15 protein-coding genes and 1 pseudogene are annotated in these 16,198 nt (G+C 65.5%); 6 read left to right on the top strand and 10 right to left on the bottom strand.

The genetic code is table 11. The features are described 5' to 3' along the window. The first annotated feature begins 3 nt into the window (after positions 1-3). Both E6B08_RS01245 and E6B08_RS01240 read left to right on the top strand, forming a co-directional pair. Positions 4-1,329 carry an NfeD family protein gene (locus tag E6B08_RS01245; protein ID WP_136917310.1) on the top strand — a complete coding sequence of 442 codons (1,326 nt, stop codon included), beginning with the start codon at positions 4-6 and terminating at the stop codon, positions 1,327-1,329. A gap of 2 nt (positions 1,330-1,331) precedes the next feature. Continuing rightward, the gene (locus tag E6B08_RS01240) at positions 1,332-2,084 is read left to right on the top strand and encodes a slipin family protein (protein ID WP_136912424.1); all 753 of its coding nucleotides are present in this window, start codon (positions 1,332-1,334) and stop codon (positions 2,082-2,084) included. 30 nt (positions 2,085-2,114) lie between these two features. Here the strand turns inward: E6B08_RS01240 and E6B08_RS01235 are convergent, their stop codons facing one another. Together E6B08_RS01235 and E6B08_RS01230 are read right to left on the bottom strand one after the other, a co-directional pair. Continuing rightward, a complete protein-coding gene (locus E6B08_RS01235) occupies positions 2,115-2,747 on the bottom strand; it encodes a LysE family transporter (protein WP_136912423.1) in 633 nt (210 codons plus the stop codon). 219 nt (positions 2,748-2,966) lie between these two features. Continuing rightward, positions 2,967-4,877, bottom strand: coding sequence for an ATP-binding cassette domain-containing protein (locus E6B08_RS01230; protein WP_136912422.1), 1,911 nt, complete (start codon positions 4,875-4,877; stop codon positions 2,967-2,969). Between the two features lie 50 nt (positions 4,878-4,927). Between E6B08_RS01230 and E6B08_RS01225 the strand changes: the two genes are divergently transcribed. Beyond that, positions 4,928-5,410, top strand: coding sequence for a TIGR02444 family protein (locus E6B08_RS01225; protein ID WP_136917309.1), 483 nt, complete (start codon positions 4,928-4,930; stop codon positions 5,408-5,410). On the opposite strand, the gene E6B08_RS01220 is transcribed toward E6B08_RS01225, so the two are convergent. Then, on the bottom strand, positions 5,386-6,585 hold the full coding sequence (locus tag E6B08_RS01220; RefSeq protein ID WP_136912421.1) for an AlgP family protein: 1,200 nt from the start codon (positions 6,583-6,585) through the stop codon (positions 5,386-5,388). The genes E6B08_RS01225 and E6B08_RS01220 overlap by 25 nt on opposite strands. 213 nt (positions 6,586-6,798) lie before the next feature. Here E6B08_RS01220 and E6B08_RS01215 point away from each other — a divergent pair, with 213 nt between their 5' ends. Further along, complete coding sequence (locus tag E6B08_RS01215; RefSeq protein WP_136912420.1) at positions 6,799-7,464, top strand: FKBP-type peptidyl-prolyl cis-trans isomerase; 666 nt, start codon at positions 6,799-6,801, stop codon at positions 7,462-7,464. Here E6B08_RS01215 and rsd read toward each other — a convergent pair. The 7 genes from rsd to E6B08_RS01180 all read right to left on the bottom strand — a co-directional run bounded on the left by rsd (position 7,461) and on the right by E6B08_RS01180 (position 13,861). Beyond that, a complete protein-coding gene (gene rsd / locus E6B08_RS01210; protein WP_136912419.1) occupies positions 7,461-7,943 on the bottom strand; it encodes a sigma D regulator in 483 nt (160 codons plus the stop codon). The genes E6B08_RS01215 and rsd overlap by 4 nt on opposite strands. Before the next feature lie 230 nt (positions 7,944-8,173). Next, positions 8,174-8,674 carry a disulfide bond formation protein B gene (locus E6B08_RS01205; protein ID WP_136912418.1) on the bottom strand — a complete coding sequence of 167 codons (501 nt, stop codon included), beginning with the start codon at positions 8,672-8,674 and terminating at the stop codon, positions 8,174-8,176. Positions 8,675-8,894: 220 nt separating this feature from the next. Beyond that, positions 8,895-10,133: a heme biosynthesis protein HemY gene (locus E6B08_RS01200; RefSeq protein ID WP_136912417.1), complete on the bottom strand. Its 1,239-nt coding sequence runs from the start codon at positions 10,131-10,133 to the stop codon at positions 8,895-8,897. Next, positions 10,130-11,230 (bottom strand): uroporphyrinogen-III C-methyltransferase, encoded by a 1,101-nt coding sequence (locus E6B08_RS01195; protein ID WP_136912416.1) that lies wholly within the window; start codon positions 11,228-11,230, stop codon positions 10,130-10,132. The genes E6B08_RS01200 and E6B08_RS01195 overlap by 4 nt, the downstream gene beginning before the upstream one ends. 45 nt (positions 11,231-11,275) lie before the next feature. Beyond that, positions 11,276-12,043, bottom strand: a complete 768-nt coding sequence (locus E6B08_RS01190; protein WP_136912415.1) for a uroporphyrinogen-III synthase — start codon at positions 12,041-12,043, stop codon at positions 11,276-11,278. After that, positions 12,040-12,981, bottom strand: a complete 942-nt coding sequence (hemC, locus tag E6B08_RS01185; RefSeq protein WP_136912414.1) for a hydroxymethylbilane synthase — start codon at positions 12,979-12,981, stop codon at positions 12,040-12,042. Before hemC ends, E6B08_RS01190 begins: the two co-directional genes overlap by 4 nt. 136 nt (positions 12,982-13,117) lie before the next feature. Continuing rightward, positions 13,118-13,861 carry a LytR/AlgR family response regulator transcription factor gene (locus E6B08_RS01180; RefSeq protein ID WP_136912413.1) on the bottom strand — a complete coding sequence of 248 codons (744 nt, stop codon included), beginning with the start codon at positions 13,859-13,861 and terminating at the stop codon, positions 13,118-13,120. Between the two features lie 308 nt (positions 13,862-14,169). Between E6B08_RS01180 and argH the strand changes: the two genes are divergently transcribed. Next, positions 14,170-15,564: an argininosuccinate lyase gene (gene argH / locus E6B08_RS01175; RefSeq protein ID WP_136912412.1), complete on the top strand. Its 1,395-nt coding sequence runs from the start codon at positions 14,170-14,172 to the stop codon at positions 15,562-15,564. A gap of 175 nt (positions 15,565-15,739) precedes the next feature. Then, a pseudogene (locus E6B08_RS01170) lies at positions 15,740-16,196 on the top strand (REP-associated tyrosine transposase). Positions 16,197-16,198 lie beyond the last annotated feature (2 nt).

Below are 16,198 nucleotides of genomic sequence, written 5' to 3'. Positions count from 1 at the left end.
TTGATGCTACTGGCCCTGGCTCCGGCCAGCCAGGCCGCGCCGGGCAGCGTCTGGGTGCTCGACATCAGCGATGCCATCGGCCCGGCCAGCGCCGATTACCTGGTACGAACCCTTACCCAAGCACAGGACCAGGGTGCGCAACTGGTGGTACTGCGCCTCGATACCCCCGGCGGGCTGGACAGCGCCATGCGCCAGATGATCAAGGCGATCCTCGCAAGCACGGTGCCAGTGGCGAGCTTCGTCGCCCCCAGCGGCGCCCGGGCTGCCAGTGCCGGCACCTACATCCTGTACGCCAGCCACGTCGCAGCCATGGCCCCGGGGACTAACCTCGGCGCCGCCACACCCGTGCAAATCGGCGGCCCCGCCGGCACGTGCCCAGCACCGGCCCCCGATAACAAGGCCAAGCCGGACGGTGATGAAGCCACCCTGGCGCGCAAGCAGGTCAACGATGCAGCGGCCTACATCCGAGGCCTGGCCCAGCTACGAGGGCGCAATGCCGACTGGGCCGAGCAGGCGGTGCGCGAAGCGGTCAGCCTGCCGGCCAGCGAAGCGCTGCGCCTGAAGGTGATCGACCAGCTCGCCGACGACGTGCCCGCCTTGCTCCGCCAGCTCGACGGCAAGACCCTGGTCGCCGCGGGCCAGCCGCGCTTGCTGCAAACCCGGGACGCCAGCCTGGTCGAACACCTGCCCGACTGGCGCACCCGGCTGCTGGCGGTGATCACCAACCCCAGCGTGGCGCTGATCCTGATCATGATCGGGGTGTATGGCCTGTTGTTCGAATTCATGAACCCAGGTTCGGCCCTGGGCGGCGTAGTTGGTGGCATCTGCCTGCTGCTGGGGCTGTATGCCTTGCAACTGCTACCGGTGAGCTTCGCCGGCATGGCGCTGATCCTGCTGGGCATCGCTTTCATGATCGCCGAGGCCTTCCTGCCCAGCTTCGGCGCGGTCGGCTTCGGAGGCATCGTCGCTTTCGTCGTTGGCGCGCTGATCCTGATCGACACCGATGCCCCGGGCTTCGGCATCCCGCTGGGGCTGATCGCCACGTTGGCGGTGCTCTCGGCGCTGCTGATCGGTGGCGTGCTGGGCATGGCCATCAAGGCGCGGCGACGCGTGCCGGTCAGCGGCGATGCAGGCCTGGTCGGCAGCCTGGCGATCGTCACCCAGGTGATGGAGGACGACCCGCGCAACGGTGCGGTGCAAGCCCAGGGGGAACACTGGCAGGCCCGCTGCGCGACACCGTTGCAGATCGGCCAGCAGGTGCGGATCACGGCCCGCCAGGGCCTCATGCTGCAAGTGAGCGCCGCCGCACCTGCGGCGCAAGGAGAATGACGATGTTCATGCAAGTGGGTTTCGCCGCCGTGCTGATCGTGCTGGCCATGCTGTTGCTGTCGGCCTTTCGCATCCTGCGCGAGTACGAACGCGGCGTGGTGTTTCAGCTGGGACGCTTCTGGCAGGTCAAGGGGCCGGGGCTGATCCTGCTGATCCCGGTGGTCCAGCAGATGGTCCGGGTCGACCTGCGTACCGTGGTGCTGGACGTGCCGCCGCAGGATGTGATCACCCGCGACAACGTGTCGGTCAAGGTCAACGCCGTGGTGTACTTTCGCGTGCTCGATCCACAGAAGGCGATCATCCAGGTCGAGGATTTTCTCGTCGCCACCAGCCAACTGGCCCAGACCACGCTGCGTGCAGTACTGGGCAAGCACGAACTGGACGAGCTGCTGGCCGAGCGCGAGCAGCTCAATTCGGATATTCGCCTGGTACTGGATGCGCAGACCGATGCCTGGGGCATCAAGGTCGCCAACGTCGAGATCAAGCACGTCGACCTCAACGAATCGATGGTCCGCGCCATCGCCCGGCAAGCCGAGGCCGAACGCGAACGGCGGGCCAAGGTCATCCACGCCGAAGGGGAAGTGCAGGCATCGGAGAAGCTGATGCAGGCCGCGCAGATGCTCGGCAAGGAGCCGGGTGCGATGCAGCTGCGCTACATGCAGACGCTGGGCGCGATTGCCGGGGACAAGAGCTCGACCATCGTCTTTCCGTTGCCGGTGGATCTGCTCAAGGGGCTGGCGGACAAACCCAAATGAAGCGGGGGCGCCTGGCGCCCCCCGAGCCGATCAGATCGGCGCGCGACGCAGGGTCGCGAGGAAGGTGGCGGCACCGATGAACAGGCCGGCGAACGTGCGGTTCAGGCGCTTCTGTTGCTTCGGCGTGCGCAGCACCCGCAGTACCCGCGCGGCCAGCCCGGTGTAGCCGGCCATCACCAGCATGTCGACCGCCACCATGGTGATGGTGATCGCCACGTACTGCGCCAGCAGCGGCGCATGCGGGTTGATGAACTGCGGCAGCACCGCGAGCATGAACACCAGCGCCTTGGGGTTGCTGACGTTGACCAAAAAGCCACGGAACACCAGGCTCAGCGGCTTACCAATCGGCCGCACGCCGGACTCGTCGCTCATGTCCATCGGCAAGGCCCGCCATTGCTTGTAGGCCAGGTACACGAGGTAGGCGACGCCGAACCACTTGATCACATGGAAGGCCGTGGCGGATGCGGCGAGCACCGCGCCGACACCGGCGGCGATGATGGCGATCTGCACGATCAGGCCCAACTGCAGGCCCAGGGCATTCCAGTAGCCACGCCAGAAACCGTACTGCAGCCCGCTGGACATCGAGGCAATGGCCCCAGCACCCGGCGACAGGCTGATGATCCAGCACGCGGCAAAGAAGCCCAACCACACTTCCATCGACATCACACACCTCACTTCGCTCGAACAAATGTTGCAAAACATTAAGCTAAGCGGTTGGTGAAAAAATGACCAGCGAATTTTGCGGGATTTCTGTTGCCTGTACAGGCCTCTTCGCGGGACAAGCCCGCTCCCACAGGTACACCATGGTTTTCAAACACTATGGGGTTACCTGTGGGAGCGGGCTTGTCCCGCGAAGAGGCCGGCACTGACCACAGCAATGGATCAGGACAGCGCTTCGAGCTCCGCCTGCATGCTCTCCAGGGTTTCCAGCGCTTCCATCCAGGCCTCCTCCAGCTCGGCCTCGCGCTGCTTGAGCTTGGTCTGCCGCGCCAGAAGATCACGCAACTCATCCTTGCGCGCCGCGTCGTAGACACCGCTGTCGCCCAGCGCGGCCTCGACCTCGGCCAGTTGCCCATGCAGCTGGTTGAGCTCGGTCTCGAGCTTGTCGGCGGCCTTCTTGTGCGGCGCCAACTGCTGGCGCAAGGCCGCTGCAGCCTGGCGCTGGGCCTTCTTGTCGGTCTTGTCCGGATTGGCCGGCGCGCTGCTGGTCGGTGCGCTGCGCTGGCGGTACTCGACCAACCAACGGCTATAGTCGTCGAGGTCGCCGTCGAAGGTATCGACCTTGCCATCGGCCACCAGCAGGAAGTCGTCGGTGGTGCTCTTGAGCAAGTGACGATCGTGGGAAACCACCACCACAGCACCGGCGAATTCTTGCAGGGCCATGGTCAGCGCCAAGCGCATCTCCAGGTCCAGGTGGTTGGTCGGTTCGTCGAGCAGCAACAGGTTGGGCCGCTCCCAGGCAATCAGCGCCAGGGCCAGGCGGGCCTTCTCGCCACCGGAGAAATTCAACACCGGCTCGTCGACGCGGTCGCCATGGAAATCGAAGCCGCCGAGGAAGTCGCGCAGGGTCTGCTCGCGCTCGCTGGGGGCGATGCGCTGCAGGTGCAGCAACGGGCTGGCCTTGTCGTCGAGCGAGTCGAGCTGATGCTGGGCGAAGTAGCCCACCGCCAGGTTCTCACCGCGCACCAGGCGCCCGGAGAGCGGCTCGAGTTCGCCGGCGAGGTTCTTGATCAGCGTCGACTTGCCCGCACCGTTGGGGCCCAGCAGGCCAATCCGGGCACCCGGCGTCAGCTGCAGCTTGACCTTCTCGAGGATGGCCTTGTCGCCATAACCCAGGTGCCCTTCGGACAGATCGAGCAGCGGACTGGAAATTTTCTGCGACTCGCGGAAGACGAAGTCGAACGGCGAATCGACATGCGCCGCCGACAACTCTTCCATGCGTTCCAGGGCCTTAATCCGGCTTTGCGCCTGGCGGGCCTTGGTGGCCTGGGCCTTGAAGCGGGCGATGTACTTTTCCATGTGCGCACGTTGCGCCTGCTGCTTCTCGTAGGCCTGCTGCTGCTGCGCCAGGCGCTCGGCCCGGGTGCGCTCGAAGGCGCTGTAGCCGCCCTTGTACAGGTTGAGCTTGCGTTGTTCGACATGCAGCACATGATCGACCACGGCATCGAGGAAGTCGCGGTCGTGGGAGATCAGCAACAGCGTACCGGGGTAACCCTTGAGCCAGTCTTCCAGCCACAGGATGGCGTCGAGGTCCAAGTGGTTGGTGGGCTCGTCGAGCAGCAGCAGGTCGGACGGGCACATCAGCGCCTGGGCCAGGTTCAGGCGCATCCGCCAGCCGCCGGAGAAGTCGCCGACGCGGCGATCCATCTGCTCGTTGGTGAAGCCCAGGCCTGCCAGCAACTTGCGCGCGCGGGCGTCGGCGGTATAGCCGTCGGCGCTTTCCAGCTCACTGTGCAGACGGGCCAGGGCCGTACCGTCGTGGGCCGCCTCGGCCACCGCCAGCTCGGCCTGGACCTTGCGCAGGCGCGCGTCGCCATCGAGCACGTAGTCCACGGCCAGGCGGTCGAGGGTATCGACCTCCTGGCGCATGTGCGCGATGCGCCAGTCGCCGGGCAACTGGCAATCGCCGGCATCGGGCGTCAGTTCGCCACGCAGGAGGGCGAACAGGCTGGATTTTCCGGCACCGTTGGCGCCGATCAGGCCGGCCTTGTGACCGGCGTGCAGGGTCATCTCGGCGCCTTCTAGCAAGCGCTGCGGACCACGCTGTAAAGTGAGGTTGGATAGTCTGATCATGATGGTCGCGGAGTCTACCAGCTTCCTCGGCCCGTAGCGTGAGTGGAATGATGCACACCGACCTGTGGAATCACGCCCTGGCCCTGTATGCCCGGCCCGGCGTGCAAAGCACCTGCCTGACCCTGCAAGACCTGGGCGGCGACGTTTGCCTGTTGCTTTGCGCAACCTGGCTGCAAGCCCGCGGGGTGGCCGTCAGCCCAGCGCGGATCCAGGCCTTGCGTGAGATTGCCGAGCCCTGGCAACGCCAGGTGGTCGGCCCGCTGCGCGAGCTGCGTCAGCACTGGCGCGCACCCGCCCAGGACGATGCCGCCCTGGCGACGCTACGCACGCAGGTGAAGGCGTTGGAACTGGAGGCGGAAAGGACACTGCTGGCGCGGCTGCAAGCCTGCGCGCAACAATGGCCCACGGGCCCGAGTGGGCCCAGGGACGACTGGCTGGAAGGGCTGGCGCCCGATCAGGCCCTGGGCCACGACGCGCTGTTGCAATTGCGCGTCGCGGCCAGGAGGCTTCAGGAGGCCGAAGACGGCGACTGAGCCGGGGTGCTGGCAGCTGCCGCCGATGGCGAGGCCGGGGTGGCCGGGGTGGCCGAGTTGGTCACCGGGGCGCTGGCTACCGGAGCGGCGGCTGGCTTGGTCTCGGCGGGCTTGCTGGCCACCGGCTTGGCGGCTGCAGGTTTTGCAGCTGGCTTGGCGGTGGTCGCCTTGGCGGCAGCAGGCTTGGCGGCTGGCTTGGCTGGGGCCTTGGCAGCAGCAGCTTTAGCCGCGGCTGGCTTGGCCGGCGCCTTGGCGGCAGCAGCTTTAGCGGCGGCTGGCTTGGCCGAGGCCTTGGCAGCAGCAGGCTTGGCAGCGGCTGGCTTGGCCGGCGCCTTGGCGGCAGCAGTTTTAGCGGCGGCGGGCTTGGCCGGGGCCTTGGCAACAGCAGGCTTGGCGGCGGCTGGCTTGGCTGGAGCCTTGGCGGCAGCGGCCCGTGCTGGAGCTTTGGCGGCAGCCGGTTTGGCGGCAGCGGCGCGGGTCGCAGGCTTGGCAGCGGTGGCCTTGGCTGGAGCCTTGGCAGCGGCAGGCTTGGCTGCAGCAGCGCGAGCCGGCGCTTTGCTGGCAGCGGTTTTCGCTGCAGGCTTAGCGGCTGCCTTGGTGGCGGCGGGTTTGGCGGCGGCCTTGGCTGGCGCTTTGGCGGCAGCGGGCTTGGCGGCGGCGCGGGCTGGCGCCTTGGTTGCAGCCGGTTTGGCAGCAGCGGCTTTGGCCGGCGCCTTGGCCGCAGCCGGCTTGGCGACGGCACGGGCCGGTGCCTTGGCCGCAGCGGGTTTGGCAGCGCGCTGATCGAGCGCCTTGGAGGCAGCCTCGCGCACCTTGCCAACGCCCTGGGCCAGTTTCAGGCTTTCCTGGGCATCACGCTTGAGTTGCTGGATATAGCCGCGAGTCTGAGTTTGACGATCCTTCAGGGAACCGAGCAATTCCTCCAGTTCACCGACGGCTTTCTGCGCTTTGCCCTGTGCCTTGGCTTTGCCTGCCTTGGCCGCGTCCTGCAACTTCAGGCGACCGGTGTGTAGTTTTTCCTGAGCTTTGCCACGCTGCTTTTCCAACTTGGCCAGCAGTTTCTCCGCGTCCGCCAGTGCTTGAGAGCAGGCATCTTCCAAGTGTTCGAGCAAGCTGCCCGAAAGTTGCTGGAGCAGGTGTAACGGCGTACTTACTGGCTTCTTTTTGGCCGACATGGTTTACCTCCTGGCTGACGAGATTGCGGCTCATACTATGCTTCTGCTGCTACCGCCGCTAGGGCATGTTGACAGTATTGTTTGCGCCGCGTTGCATGCCTGGGCAAAGTTGTTATCTTGCAGCTCCGAGCAAGTGTAGTTGCTTAACAAATCATTGCCGATATTTAGCGCCATCACTCTATTGCCTGCTTCCGTCAATTGCCTGGAGTTGTCATGCCCCGTTCTCTGGTTCTCGGCCTGTGCCTGGTGGCGCCGTTCGCCATGGCCAATCCTGACGCCGCCCCTGCCAACGACCACGACCTGGCCTACAGCCTGGGCGCAAGCCTGGGGGAACGCCTGCGCCAGGACGTGCCCGGCCTGCAACTGGACGCACTGGTAGAGGGACTGCGCCAGGCCTATCAGGGCCAGCCTCTGAAGCTCGACAACGCGCGCATGCAAGCCATCTTGCAGGCGCAACAAGCCCAAGCCGAGAGCTCCGCTGGGCAGCAAGACAGTGTGAAATTGCAAGCGGCCGAGACACGCTTCATGGCCACCGAACGGGCGCGCGCCGGCATACACGAGTTGCCCGAAGGCGTGCTCTACAGTGAAGTGGCCGGCGGTACCGGCGCGCAGCCAAAGGCAGGCGGCAAGGTGCAGGTACGCTATGTGGGCAAGTTGCCGGACGGCTCGGTCTTCGACCAGAGCCTGCAACCGCAGTGGTTCAGCCTGGACTCGGTGATAGAAGGTTGGCAAGTGGCACTGCCACGTATGAAAACCGGCGCCAAGTGGCGCCTGGTCATTCCTTCGGCCCAGGCCTACGGTGCGCAGGGAGCGGGCGACCTGATCGCGCCCTATACGCCGCTGGTGTTCGAGATCGAGCTGCTGTCGGTGGCCGATTAACCCAGGGCACCAGCCGCTACAGCCCCTTCTTCCTTGTGGGCGTTGTGCAGTACTTCGATGAGGCAGTCTTCCAACTCGAAGCGCTCATGCAACAGGGCACCCAACTTGCCGAGCTTCTCGGCGAAGCGCTCAGTGTCCGTGCATTCACCCTTTTCGCAATGGTCGTTGAAAGCCAGGGCAATCTGGGTGCTGTCGTTGATACGCGGGTTGATCTCTTCGGCCAGTTTCAGCGCCTTTTGATCCCCGAATGCCTTGGCTTCGGTGACCAATTGCTCACTGACCTCGAAGTGCCAGGCCGAGACATAGTCGACCAACACCGCACAAAAATCACGGTTCTTGTCCTTGTCGGCAAAGGCCGGCTTGGCGTCGCGCAAGGCGCGAAAGGCCTGGACCAGCTCCTCTCGCTCCTCAAGCCAACGGTCGATCAGCTTGTGAACCCCACCCCAGCGTTCCTGGGCGTTCTGGCAACTATCGAGCATGGCGATCTCATCCCTTCTGGGTTGATGCCGTTGCACCTCGTAGCACAATCGTGCAGCACAAAGGTGACATCAGCAGGACGGCATCGAGCAGTTGTAAAGTCGGTATACGTGCTGCGAGATTATTCCCGCGCGTGCTGGCCTTCAAGGTACGCAGCGGACAAAGTTCATACAAGCGTTTAATAGCTTTTCCTTTCACCACTGGTCGCGCAATGCCTTGGCGTTGCTACAGGTCAAACATTGGCCAGGCCACGCAAACGAAGGGCGAGCAGGTAGGTCAGCGGCATCGACGCCAACAGCACAAACGCCATCAGGCTCCACTCCGGAAGTGTAAGGTCGATGAAGCTCCAGGTCAGCGAGCCACAATCCGAACCATTCCACAACAAGCTCCAGGCGACCTCATGCCAGGGCTGCTCGAATACGCCAGGCAACGGCTCGGGACAGGCAATGCCGACCACGCCCTGCAGCCACACATGGCGTGCCGCGAGCGCCCCACCTCCCAGCGCACAGGCCAACGCGGCCACCATGTAGCGCCGGATGCCCGCCAACTGGGGGCCATGCAATACGGCAACGAAACAGACCAACGCGTAACCCCCCAGCAATACCCGCTGGCTGAAGCAGAGGGGGCATGGCATCAGGCCCAAGGCGCCTTCGAGGTAAAAAGACGCAACGAGTATCGCCAGGGAGGCGAGGCTGGCTGGAAGGAAACGGGTGCGCAAACGGGCCGGCAACATGGGTGGAGAAGGTCCGGGGGTGGAAGGCTGGCCTGAGACGGTAGTGGAAAGGCGCGCTTTGTTTCAAGGCGCTACGGGAAAGGGAAGTCGCTTCGATGCGAGGGAAAATTCCGACCGCAACGTAAGATGCGCATTAGAAGCTGCCTTGCAAGACTAACCCCGCTCGCTAGATAAGTTACTCACCCAGCAGCCCGCGCCTGGACGCGGGCTGCTGGGTAGCTCAAGCTCGCACGCTTTCCGGAAGCGGCAAGGCCAACAAACGCTCATCGAGCAGGCCGAGCCCTTCCTGGAACAGCTGGTTGCTGCGCTCGGTCTCGCCGAGGCCAGCCAGCAGGCGCGCAAGCTCGGCACAGGCTTCGGGGTTGCGCTCCATGCTCAGGCTGCTTTCGAGGTAGTCGCGGGCCTTGCCCCACAAGCGGTTCTGCAAGCTCAAGCGCCCCAGGGTGAGGAGCAGGCTAGGATCCTGCGGATGCGCCTTGAGCCAGCCTTCGGCGGTCTGCAACTGACGCGCCGGATCATCCCCCCGCACCAGCCCATATAGGCGCGCCAGGTGGCTTTCGTACTCGCGCTTGAGCGCCGTGCGCAATACCTGCTCGGCCTCGCCCTGGGCGCCCACCTGGCGCAGTTGCTCGGCGTAGGCCAGGACCAGTTGCGGCTCTTGGCGCTGGGCTGTGCTCAATTGCTGCCAGGCTCGCTCCAGTGCTTGCCGCGCGGTCTGCGCGTCCTCGCCACGGGTGGCTGCCAGGCTCAGGTTCTGGCCCCACGCACGCTGTTCCAGCGCTGCCAGTTCCTTGGCCGGAAGCACCTTGTGCTTGCGCAGGTCGGGCAGCAGGCGAATCAGCGCCGACCAGTCGCCACGCTCCAGATACAGGCGCTGCAGCAGGCGCAGCACCTGGCCGTTGTGCGGGTGGCGCTCCTGCATCGCCAGCAGGGTTTCCAGGGCGCCGTCGGACTCGCCGCGGTCCATCTGCAACTGCGCATGGGTCAGGGCGATGGCCAGTTCGGCTTGGGGTTGGCGTTCCAGTGCACGCTCGAGGAGGTTGTCGCTGTCCTCGCTACGCCCTTGTTCGTTGGCCGCCCGGGCAGCACCGAGGTAGTAGAGCAGTGGCTGGCGCTCTGCTTCGGCGGCGCGGTGCAGATGACGCTGGGCACTGGCCCAGCGACCCTCGGCGAGGTCCAACTGACCTTGCTCGATGGCCAGGCGCACACGCCGGCTGCGGTTGCGCCGCGACCATGGGTTGACCACGCCGCTGGAGGTCAGCACCAGGCCGACCAGATAGCGCACGAGCCACAGCACGACCACGATCGCCACCAGCGCCGCCAGTGCCGCCCACAGCCCCGACTGATAGCGGAAGCCGCCGTAGGCGATCATCACGTAGCCACTGTGCTTGGCCACCGCGATGCCCAGCGCTGCGGCGATCACGATCGCCAGCACCGCCAACAGGTAGACACGCTTCATGGTTTGGCCCCCTCGCCTTCGACCGGCAGGTGGCGACGCTGGATATAGGCCTGCACAGCGGCCAGGCTGTCGCTCAGGTCAGGGGTGACCACCGATACCGGCTGCTCGGCCAGTGCGTTGAGGCTTTCGAGCATGGCCTGGCTTTGCGGGTTGTCGGCGTTGAAGTTGGCCAGCAGCACACTGCGGGCGTCGTCCAGGGCCTGGGTGTAGACCTTGGCCTCGCCATTGAGCGCCGCCCACTGGGCCTGCTCGATGGTCAGGCTCAGGGCCAGGCGCAGCTGGTTGAGCGACTGCCCGGCCAACAGCGGGCGAACGTTGTCATCGGCGTTGAAATCGATCTGGAAGTACTTGGAGATTTCCGCCCACCATTGCGACCAGCGACTGGCGCCGTCACCGTCGGAGGTCAGCGCGCCCATGGCATCGGCGTTGCTGTCGAACTCCGGCGACTGGGCGCTGAGCTGCTGCACCAGCTCGCGCTGGGCGGCCAGTTTGAGGAACAGCCCGGTACGGTCCGGTTGCTGGGTGCTGTTGAGCGTGGCCAGGCTGCGGGCCAGTGCCTCGCGGGCGGCAAAGGCGCCCGGGTCGCTCTGCTCGCGGAGGATTTCGTCGGCACCTTCGACCAGGGCCTTGGCGCTGGTGATGTCCTGGAGCGCCGAAAGGCGCAGGGTGGCCAAGCGCAGCAGATGCTCGGCCTCGGCCAGGCGCCACTCCTTGCGGCTCTCGCCCAATACCGTCTCTAGGCGCTGGCTGAGGCGTTGCTGGTCGCCCTGCAGCTGGGCAACCAGGCGGCGACGGTCTTCCAGTTCGCTGGCCGCTGGCAGGCTGGCCAACTGCTCGCTGATCTGTTGTTCACGCTGCTGCAAGCTCGCGGCGCGCTGGCTCAACGATTCCAGGTGCTGGCCCTGGCTCAGTTCGCTGCCTTGCAGTTGCCGCACCTGCCAAACGCCCCAGCCGCCAACCGCGACGCCGGCCGCGCCGACCAGCAGGGCCAGCAAGGCCAGGCCGCTACCGGCACGTTTGGCGGGCGCGGCGGTATCGGATTGCGTCGGCTCCTGGGCCGACGGCTGTTCATTATTGGGCAAGACAGTTTCGCTCACGTATCCATCCTTTGCATGGGAGGCGCATCGCCCTAGCTTAGCGCCTTAGGAGGCAGGTGCAGCGCTGCGCTGCACGGCTGCCAGCAAGGCCGCGGCGCTGGCGCCACGGCAATCCACAACCTGTTGGGCCCCGGCGGCCCTGGCCTGCTCGGCGACCCGTGGGCTCGGCACGAACAGCGTCAGGCGCGCCACGCGCGGCCAGTCGCCCCCGGCCATCTGACGCAAATGTTCAAGACCCTGCCCACTGCTGACCACCAGGCCGTTGAGGTGTTCCGCTTCGATGCGCTGCATCAGCGTACCGGCCGGGTATTGCGGCAGGCGGCGGCGATACAGTTCCAGATAATCGACACTAGCACCTTGCTCTCCAAGACGCTCTGCCAGCAGTTCGCGACCTCCGACGCCGCGCACGATCAGCACCCGCGCCCCGGGTGTGGCGACAGCCTGGCGCAGGGTGGGGTTGGCAAGCAAGGCCTCGCTGTCATCGCCCTGGGCCGGGAAGGTCACCTCCAGGCCGGCGGCCTGGAGCACGCCGGCGGTGGCCTCGCCGACACTGAACCAGCCCGTGCGCGGCGGCTGCACACAAGCTTCGGCAAGCCGCTCGAGCAACAGCCTGGCTGCCGGCTTGCTGACCACGATGATCGCCTGGCAGCCCGCCAGCGCAGCCAGCAAGCCGCGCCTGGGCGCGTCCAGTGGCTCCGGCTCGATGGCCAGCAAGGGCAGGCTGACACTGGCCACGCCCTGCGCCGCAAGGTACTGCGCCAGTGCCGCGCAGTCCTCTTCGGGCCGGGTCAGCAACAGGCGCCAGGGGCTCACGTGTGCCCGGCCTCGCCATAGACTTCCTTGAGGATGGCCTCGGCGCCCTGACCCAGCAGGTCCTGCGCCACCTGCACGCCGAGGGCCTCGGCAGCGCTGCGCGGGGCGCGGGCATCGGCGACCAGCAAGGTACCGCCACTCGGCTGGCCGACCAGGCCGCGCAGCCACAGCTGATCCCCTTCGAGCACGGCATAACAGGCGATAGGCACCTGGCAGCCGCCATTGAGGCGTTTGTTCAGGGCGCGCTCGGCAACCACCCGGTCGGCGGTGTCGAGGTGGTGCAGCGGCGCCAGCAGTGCATGGATCTCGTGGTCGGCGCTGCGGCACTCGATACCCACCGCCCCCTGGCCCCCTGCCGGAAGGCTGTCGTCGACACTGATGGAGGCAGTGATGCGCTGTTCGAAGCCGAGGCGAATCAGGCCGGCCGCAGCGAGGATGATGGCGTCGTATTCACCGGCATCGAGCTTGGCCAGGCGGGTATTGACGTTACCCCGCAGAAAGCGGATTTCCAGGTCTGGCCGCCGCGCCAGCAACTGTGCCTGGCGGCGCAGGCTGGAGGTGCCGACCACGCTACCGGCAGGCAGCGCATCGAGGCTGGAGAAATGATTGGAAACAAAAGCGTCGCGCGGGTCTTCACGCTCGCAGATGCAGTACAGCCCAAGGCCCTCGGGGAAATCCATGGGCACGTCCTTCATCGAGTGCACGGCGATGTCGGCTTCGTTGTCGAGCAGCGCGGTTTCCAGCTCCTTGACGAACAGGCCCTTGCCGCCAATCTTGGCCAGCGGGGCATCGAGCAGCTTGTCGCCGCGGCTGACCATCGGCACCAGGGTAACGCGCAGGCCAGGATGGGCTTGCTCGAGGCGGGCTTTGACGTATTCGGCCTGCCACAGGGCCAAGGCACTTTTACGGGTGGCAATGCGGATTTCGCGAGTGGACATGGAACGCCCCGATGCAGAGAAATGCCGCCGATGATAACAGCTCCGTCGGCATCGCTAGCAGATGTGGGTCATGATCCCGTTGCTGCCAGCACCGGCTCCACCCGCGCAACGTGTCGCGGATGGGGCCGGTGCGCGCTCAAAGCGTCTGCATCATCTTGCGCACGCCCGCCACGTGCCGGCGGCTCACGGTCAAGGCATCGCCATCCAGGCCCTTGAGGTACAGCTGGAAGTGCCCGAGCGGCGTGCGCTGCAAGCGCTCGATGCGTTCGCGTGCCACCAGGGCGTTGCGGTGGATGCGCACGAAACGCTCGCCGAACTCGTCTTCCAGGGCCTTGAGTGGCTCGTCGAGCAGCACCTCGCCGGTCTCGTGCCGCAAGGTGACGTACTTGTGGTCGGCAATGAAATAGATGACCTGGGGCAAGGGGATCAGCTCGATACCCTTGCGGGTTCGCGCGCTGATATGGCTACGCGGGCCACCGCCTTCATTGGCGGGCCGAGTGAGCGCGGCCAACTGGGCACGGTTGGGTTTTTCTGCCTTGCGCAGGGCATCGCGCAGGGCCTGGGCTTGGATCGGTTTGGTCACGTGGCTGAGGGTGCTGTCCCTGAAGGCCTCGACGCCATATTCATCGTCGCCGGTGCAGAACACCACCGCCGGTGGCGCTTCGCGCTCGCACAGGCGTGCGGCGACCTGCAGGCCGTCCAGGCCCGGCATGCCGATGTCGAGCAAGACGACATCGGGCTTGAGGCTTTCGATCAGGGCCAAGGCCTCCTCGCCGTTGGTGGCGCTGGGCTCCAGCACGGTGTACCCCTCCAGCTCGGTCAACAGCCGGCTCAGGCGTTCGCGGGCCAGGGGTTCATCATCAACGATCAGGACATTCATAGTTGCTCTGGATTCCTGAGTGAGTCTCGCACAGGGTAAGCGTAGACAGATGCAGGTCGAGCGACACTGCGGTCACGCTCTAGACCGGTGCGAAGGCCAAAGATTCACTGCGCCGGCAGAATCGCTGCCAGGCCTCTGTCCAACTGTAGACGGTCCGTGGAACACTGCCGTTCAATCGATAAATATCCCTGGCGCCCCACTGCCCAGGATTTTCCGGCCGTTTCTCACGACCAGCGCCCTGCGGCTGGGCCTTCAACCCTGCTATCATCGGCGGCACTTTTTCGTTCACGCCTTCAACGAGTGAATCCATGAGCACCGACAAGACCAATCAGTCCTGGGGCGGCCGCTTCAGTGAACCCGTCGACGCATTCGTCGCCCGCTTCACCGCCTCGGTCGACTTCGACAAGCGCCTGTACCGCCACGACATCATGGGTTCGATCGCCCACGCCACCATGCTGGCGCAGGTCGGCGTCCTCAGCGATGCCGAGCGCGACACCATCATCGATGGCCTGAAGACCATTCAGGGCGAAATCGAGGCCGGCACCTTCGAGTGGCGCGTCGACCTCGAGGACGTGCACATGAACATCGAGGCACGCCTGACCGACCGCATCGGCATCACCGGCAAGAAGCTGCATACCGGCCGTAGCCGCAACGACCAGGTCGCCACCGACATCCGCCTGTGGCTGCGCGACGAGATCGACCTGATCCTCGCCGAGATCACCCGCCTGCAGGAAGGCCTGCTGGAGCAGGCCGAGCGCGAAGCCGCGACCATCATGCCGGGCTTCACCCACCTGCAAACCGCCCAGCCTGTCACCTTCGGCCATCACTTGCTGGCCTGGTTCGAAATGCTCAGCCGCGACTACGAGCGCCTGGTCGACTGCCGCAAGCGCACCAACCGCATGCCCCTGGGCAGCGCCGCGCTGGCCGGCACCACCTACCCGATCGACCGTGAGCTGACTTGCCAGCTGCTGGGCTTCGAAGCCGTCGGCGGCAACTCGCTGGACAGCGTCTCGGACCGCGATTTCGCCATCGAATTCTGCGCGGCGGCGAGCGTGGCGATGATGCACCTGTCGCGCTTCTCCGAAGAGCTGGTGCTGTGGACCAGCGCCCAGTTCCAGTTCATCGACCTGCCCGATCGCTTCTGCACCGGCAGCTCGATCATGCCGCAGAAGAAGAACCCGGACGTGCCGGAACTGGTACGCGGCAAGAGCGGCCGTGTCTTCGGCGCCCTGACCGGCCTGCTGACCCTGATGAAAGGCCAACCGCTGGCCTACAACAAGGACAACCAGGAAGACAAGGAGCCGCTGTTCGACGCCGCCGACACCCTGCGCGACTCGCTGCGCGCCTTCGCCGACATGATCCCGGCCATCAAGCCGCGTCATGCGATCATGCGCGAAGCGGCCCTGCGCGGCTTCTCCACCGCCACCGACCTCGCCGACTACCTGGTGCGTCGTGGCCTGCCGTTCCGTGACTGCCACGAAATCGTCGGCCATGCCGTGAAGTACGGCGTCGACACCGGCAAGGACCTGGCCGAGATGAGCCTCGAGGAACTGCGCCAGTTCAGCGACCAGATCGACCAGGACGTGTTCGCCGTGCTGACCCTGGAAGGCTCGGTGAACGCCCGTGATCACATCGGCGGTACCGCACCCAAGCAGGTGCTGACTGCGGTGGTGCGTGGCAAGGCGTTGCTGGCTTCGCGCTGAACCTCCTGCGAGGGCTATGCCCTCGATCGCCGGCAAGCCGGCTCCTACTGTAGGAGCCGGCTTGCCGGCGATGGGGTCGCCACAGTTCCCCTGAAATACCCCGTATCCAATACCTACCCTCATGGCGGTCCCGATGCGATTAACCTGACGAGCAATTCATCAGGAGCCAGGGTACATGGACCGTCCCCATGCAGGTCAGCTCAGACTCGGCAGATTCTCGGAAAACCAGCCGCCTTTACCTGCTCACCAGCACCACCCTGCACCGGGCCCCGATCCTCGCCGATTTTCACTCGGCCCGCCTACTGGTCGCCCAGTTCCGCCAAGCCGAGCAGGAAGCCGCAGCCAGGTCGCTGGCATGGGTAATCATGCCGGATCATTTCCACTGGTTGATCGAACTGGGGCCCGTGCAGCCACATGCCTTGATGCGGCGGGTGAAATCGCGCAGCACCCTAGCCATCAACACCCATCAGTGCCGGCACGGACGACTCTGGCAGAAAGGCTTCCATGACCGGGCACTACGCCGGGAGGAGGATGTGCAGGCGGTGGCGAGGTATGTCGTCATGAACCCGAAACGGGCGGGGCTGGTTGGACGGATTGGCGATTATCCACACTGGGATGCGATCTGGTTTTGATT

The sequence above is a fragment of the Pseudomonas putida genome (assembly GCF_005080685.1).
In the GTDB taxonomy this organism is placed as follows: domain Bacteria; phylum Pseudomonadota; class Gammaproteobacteria; order Pseudomonadales; family Pseudomonadaceae; genus Aquipseudomonas; species Aquipseudomonas putida_V.
The sequence above is the reverse complement of the archived record's forward strand: the minus strand, read 5'-3'. Positions and strand labels throughout refer to the sequence as shown.

What these genes read in the sequence shown, in the direction of transcription:
- E6B08_RS01245 (WP_136917310.1), top strand. Translation starts at nt 4, where the DNA reads ATGCTACTGGCCCTGGCTCCGGCCAGCCAGGCCGCGCCGGGCAGCGTC.
- E6B08_RS01240 (WP_136912424.1), top strand. Translation starts at nt 1,332, where the DNA reads ATGTTCATGCAAGTGGGTTTCGCCGCCGTGCTGATCGTGCTGGCCATG.
- E6B08_RS01235 (WP_136912423.1), bottom strand. Translation starts at nt 2,747, where the DNA reads ATGTCGATGGAAGTGTGGTTGGGCTTCTTTGCCGCGTGCTGGATCATC.
- E6B08_RS01230 (WP_136912422.1), bottom strand. Translation starts at nt 4,877, where the DNA reads ATGATCAGACTATCCAACCTCACTTTACAGCGTGGTCCGCAGCGCTTG.
- E6B08_RS01225 (WP_136917309.1), top strand. Translation starts at nt 4,928, where the DNA reads ATGCACACCGACCTGTGGAATCACGCCCTGGCCCTGTATGCCCGGCCC.
- E6B08_RS01220 (WP_136912421.1), bottom strand. Translation starts at nt 6,585, where the DNA reads ATGTCGGCCAAAAAGAAGCCAGTAAGTACGCCGTTACACCTGCTCCAG.
- E6B08_RS01215 (WP_136912420.1), top strand. Translation starts at nt 6,799, where the DNA reads ATGCCCCGTTCTCTGGTTCTCGGCCTGTGCCTGGTGGCGCCGTTCGCC.
- rsd (WP_136912419.1), bottom strand. Translation starts at nt 7,943, where the DNA reads ATGCTCGATAGTTGCCAGAACGCCCAGGAACGCTGGGGTGGGGTTCAC.
- E6B08_RS01205 (WP_136912418.1), bottom strand. Translation starts at nt 8,674, where the DNA reads ATGTTGCCGGCCCGTTTGCGCACCCGTTTCCTTCCAGCCAGCCTCGCC.
- E6B08_RS01200 (WP_136912417.1), bottom strand. Translation starts at nt 10,133, where the DNA reads ATGAAGCGTGTCTACCTGTTGGCGGTGCTGGCGATCGTGATCGCCGCA.
- hemC (WP_136912414.1), bottom strand. Translation starts at nt 12,981, where the DNA reads ATGTCCACTCGCGAAATCCGCATTGCCACCCGTAAAAGTGCCTTGGCC.
- E6B08_RS01180 (WP_136912413.1), bottom strand. Translation starts at nt 13,861, where the DNA reads ATGAATGTCCTGATCGTTGATGATGAACCCCTGGCCCGCGAACGCCTG.
- argH (WP_136912412.1), top strand. Translation starts at nt 14,170, where the DNA reads ATGAGCACCGACAAGACCAATCAGTCCTGGGGCGGCCGCTTCAGTGAA.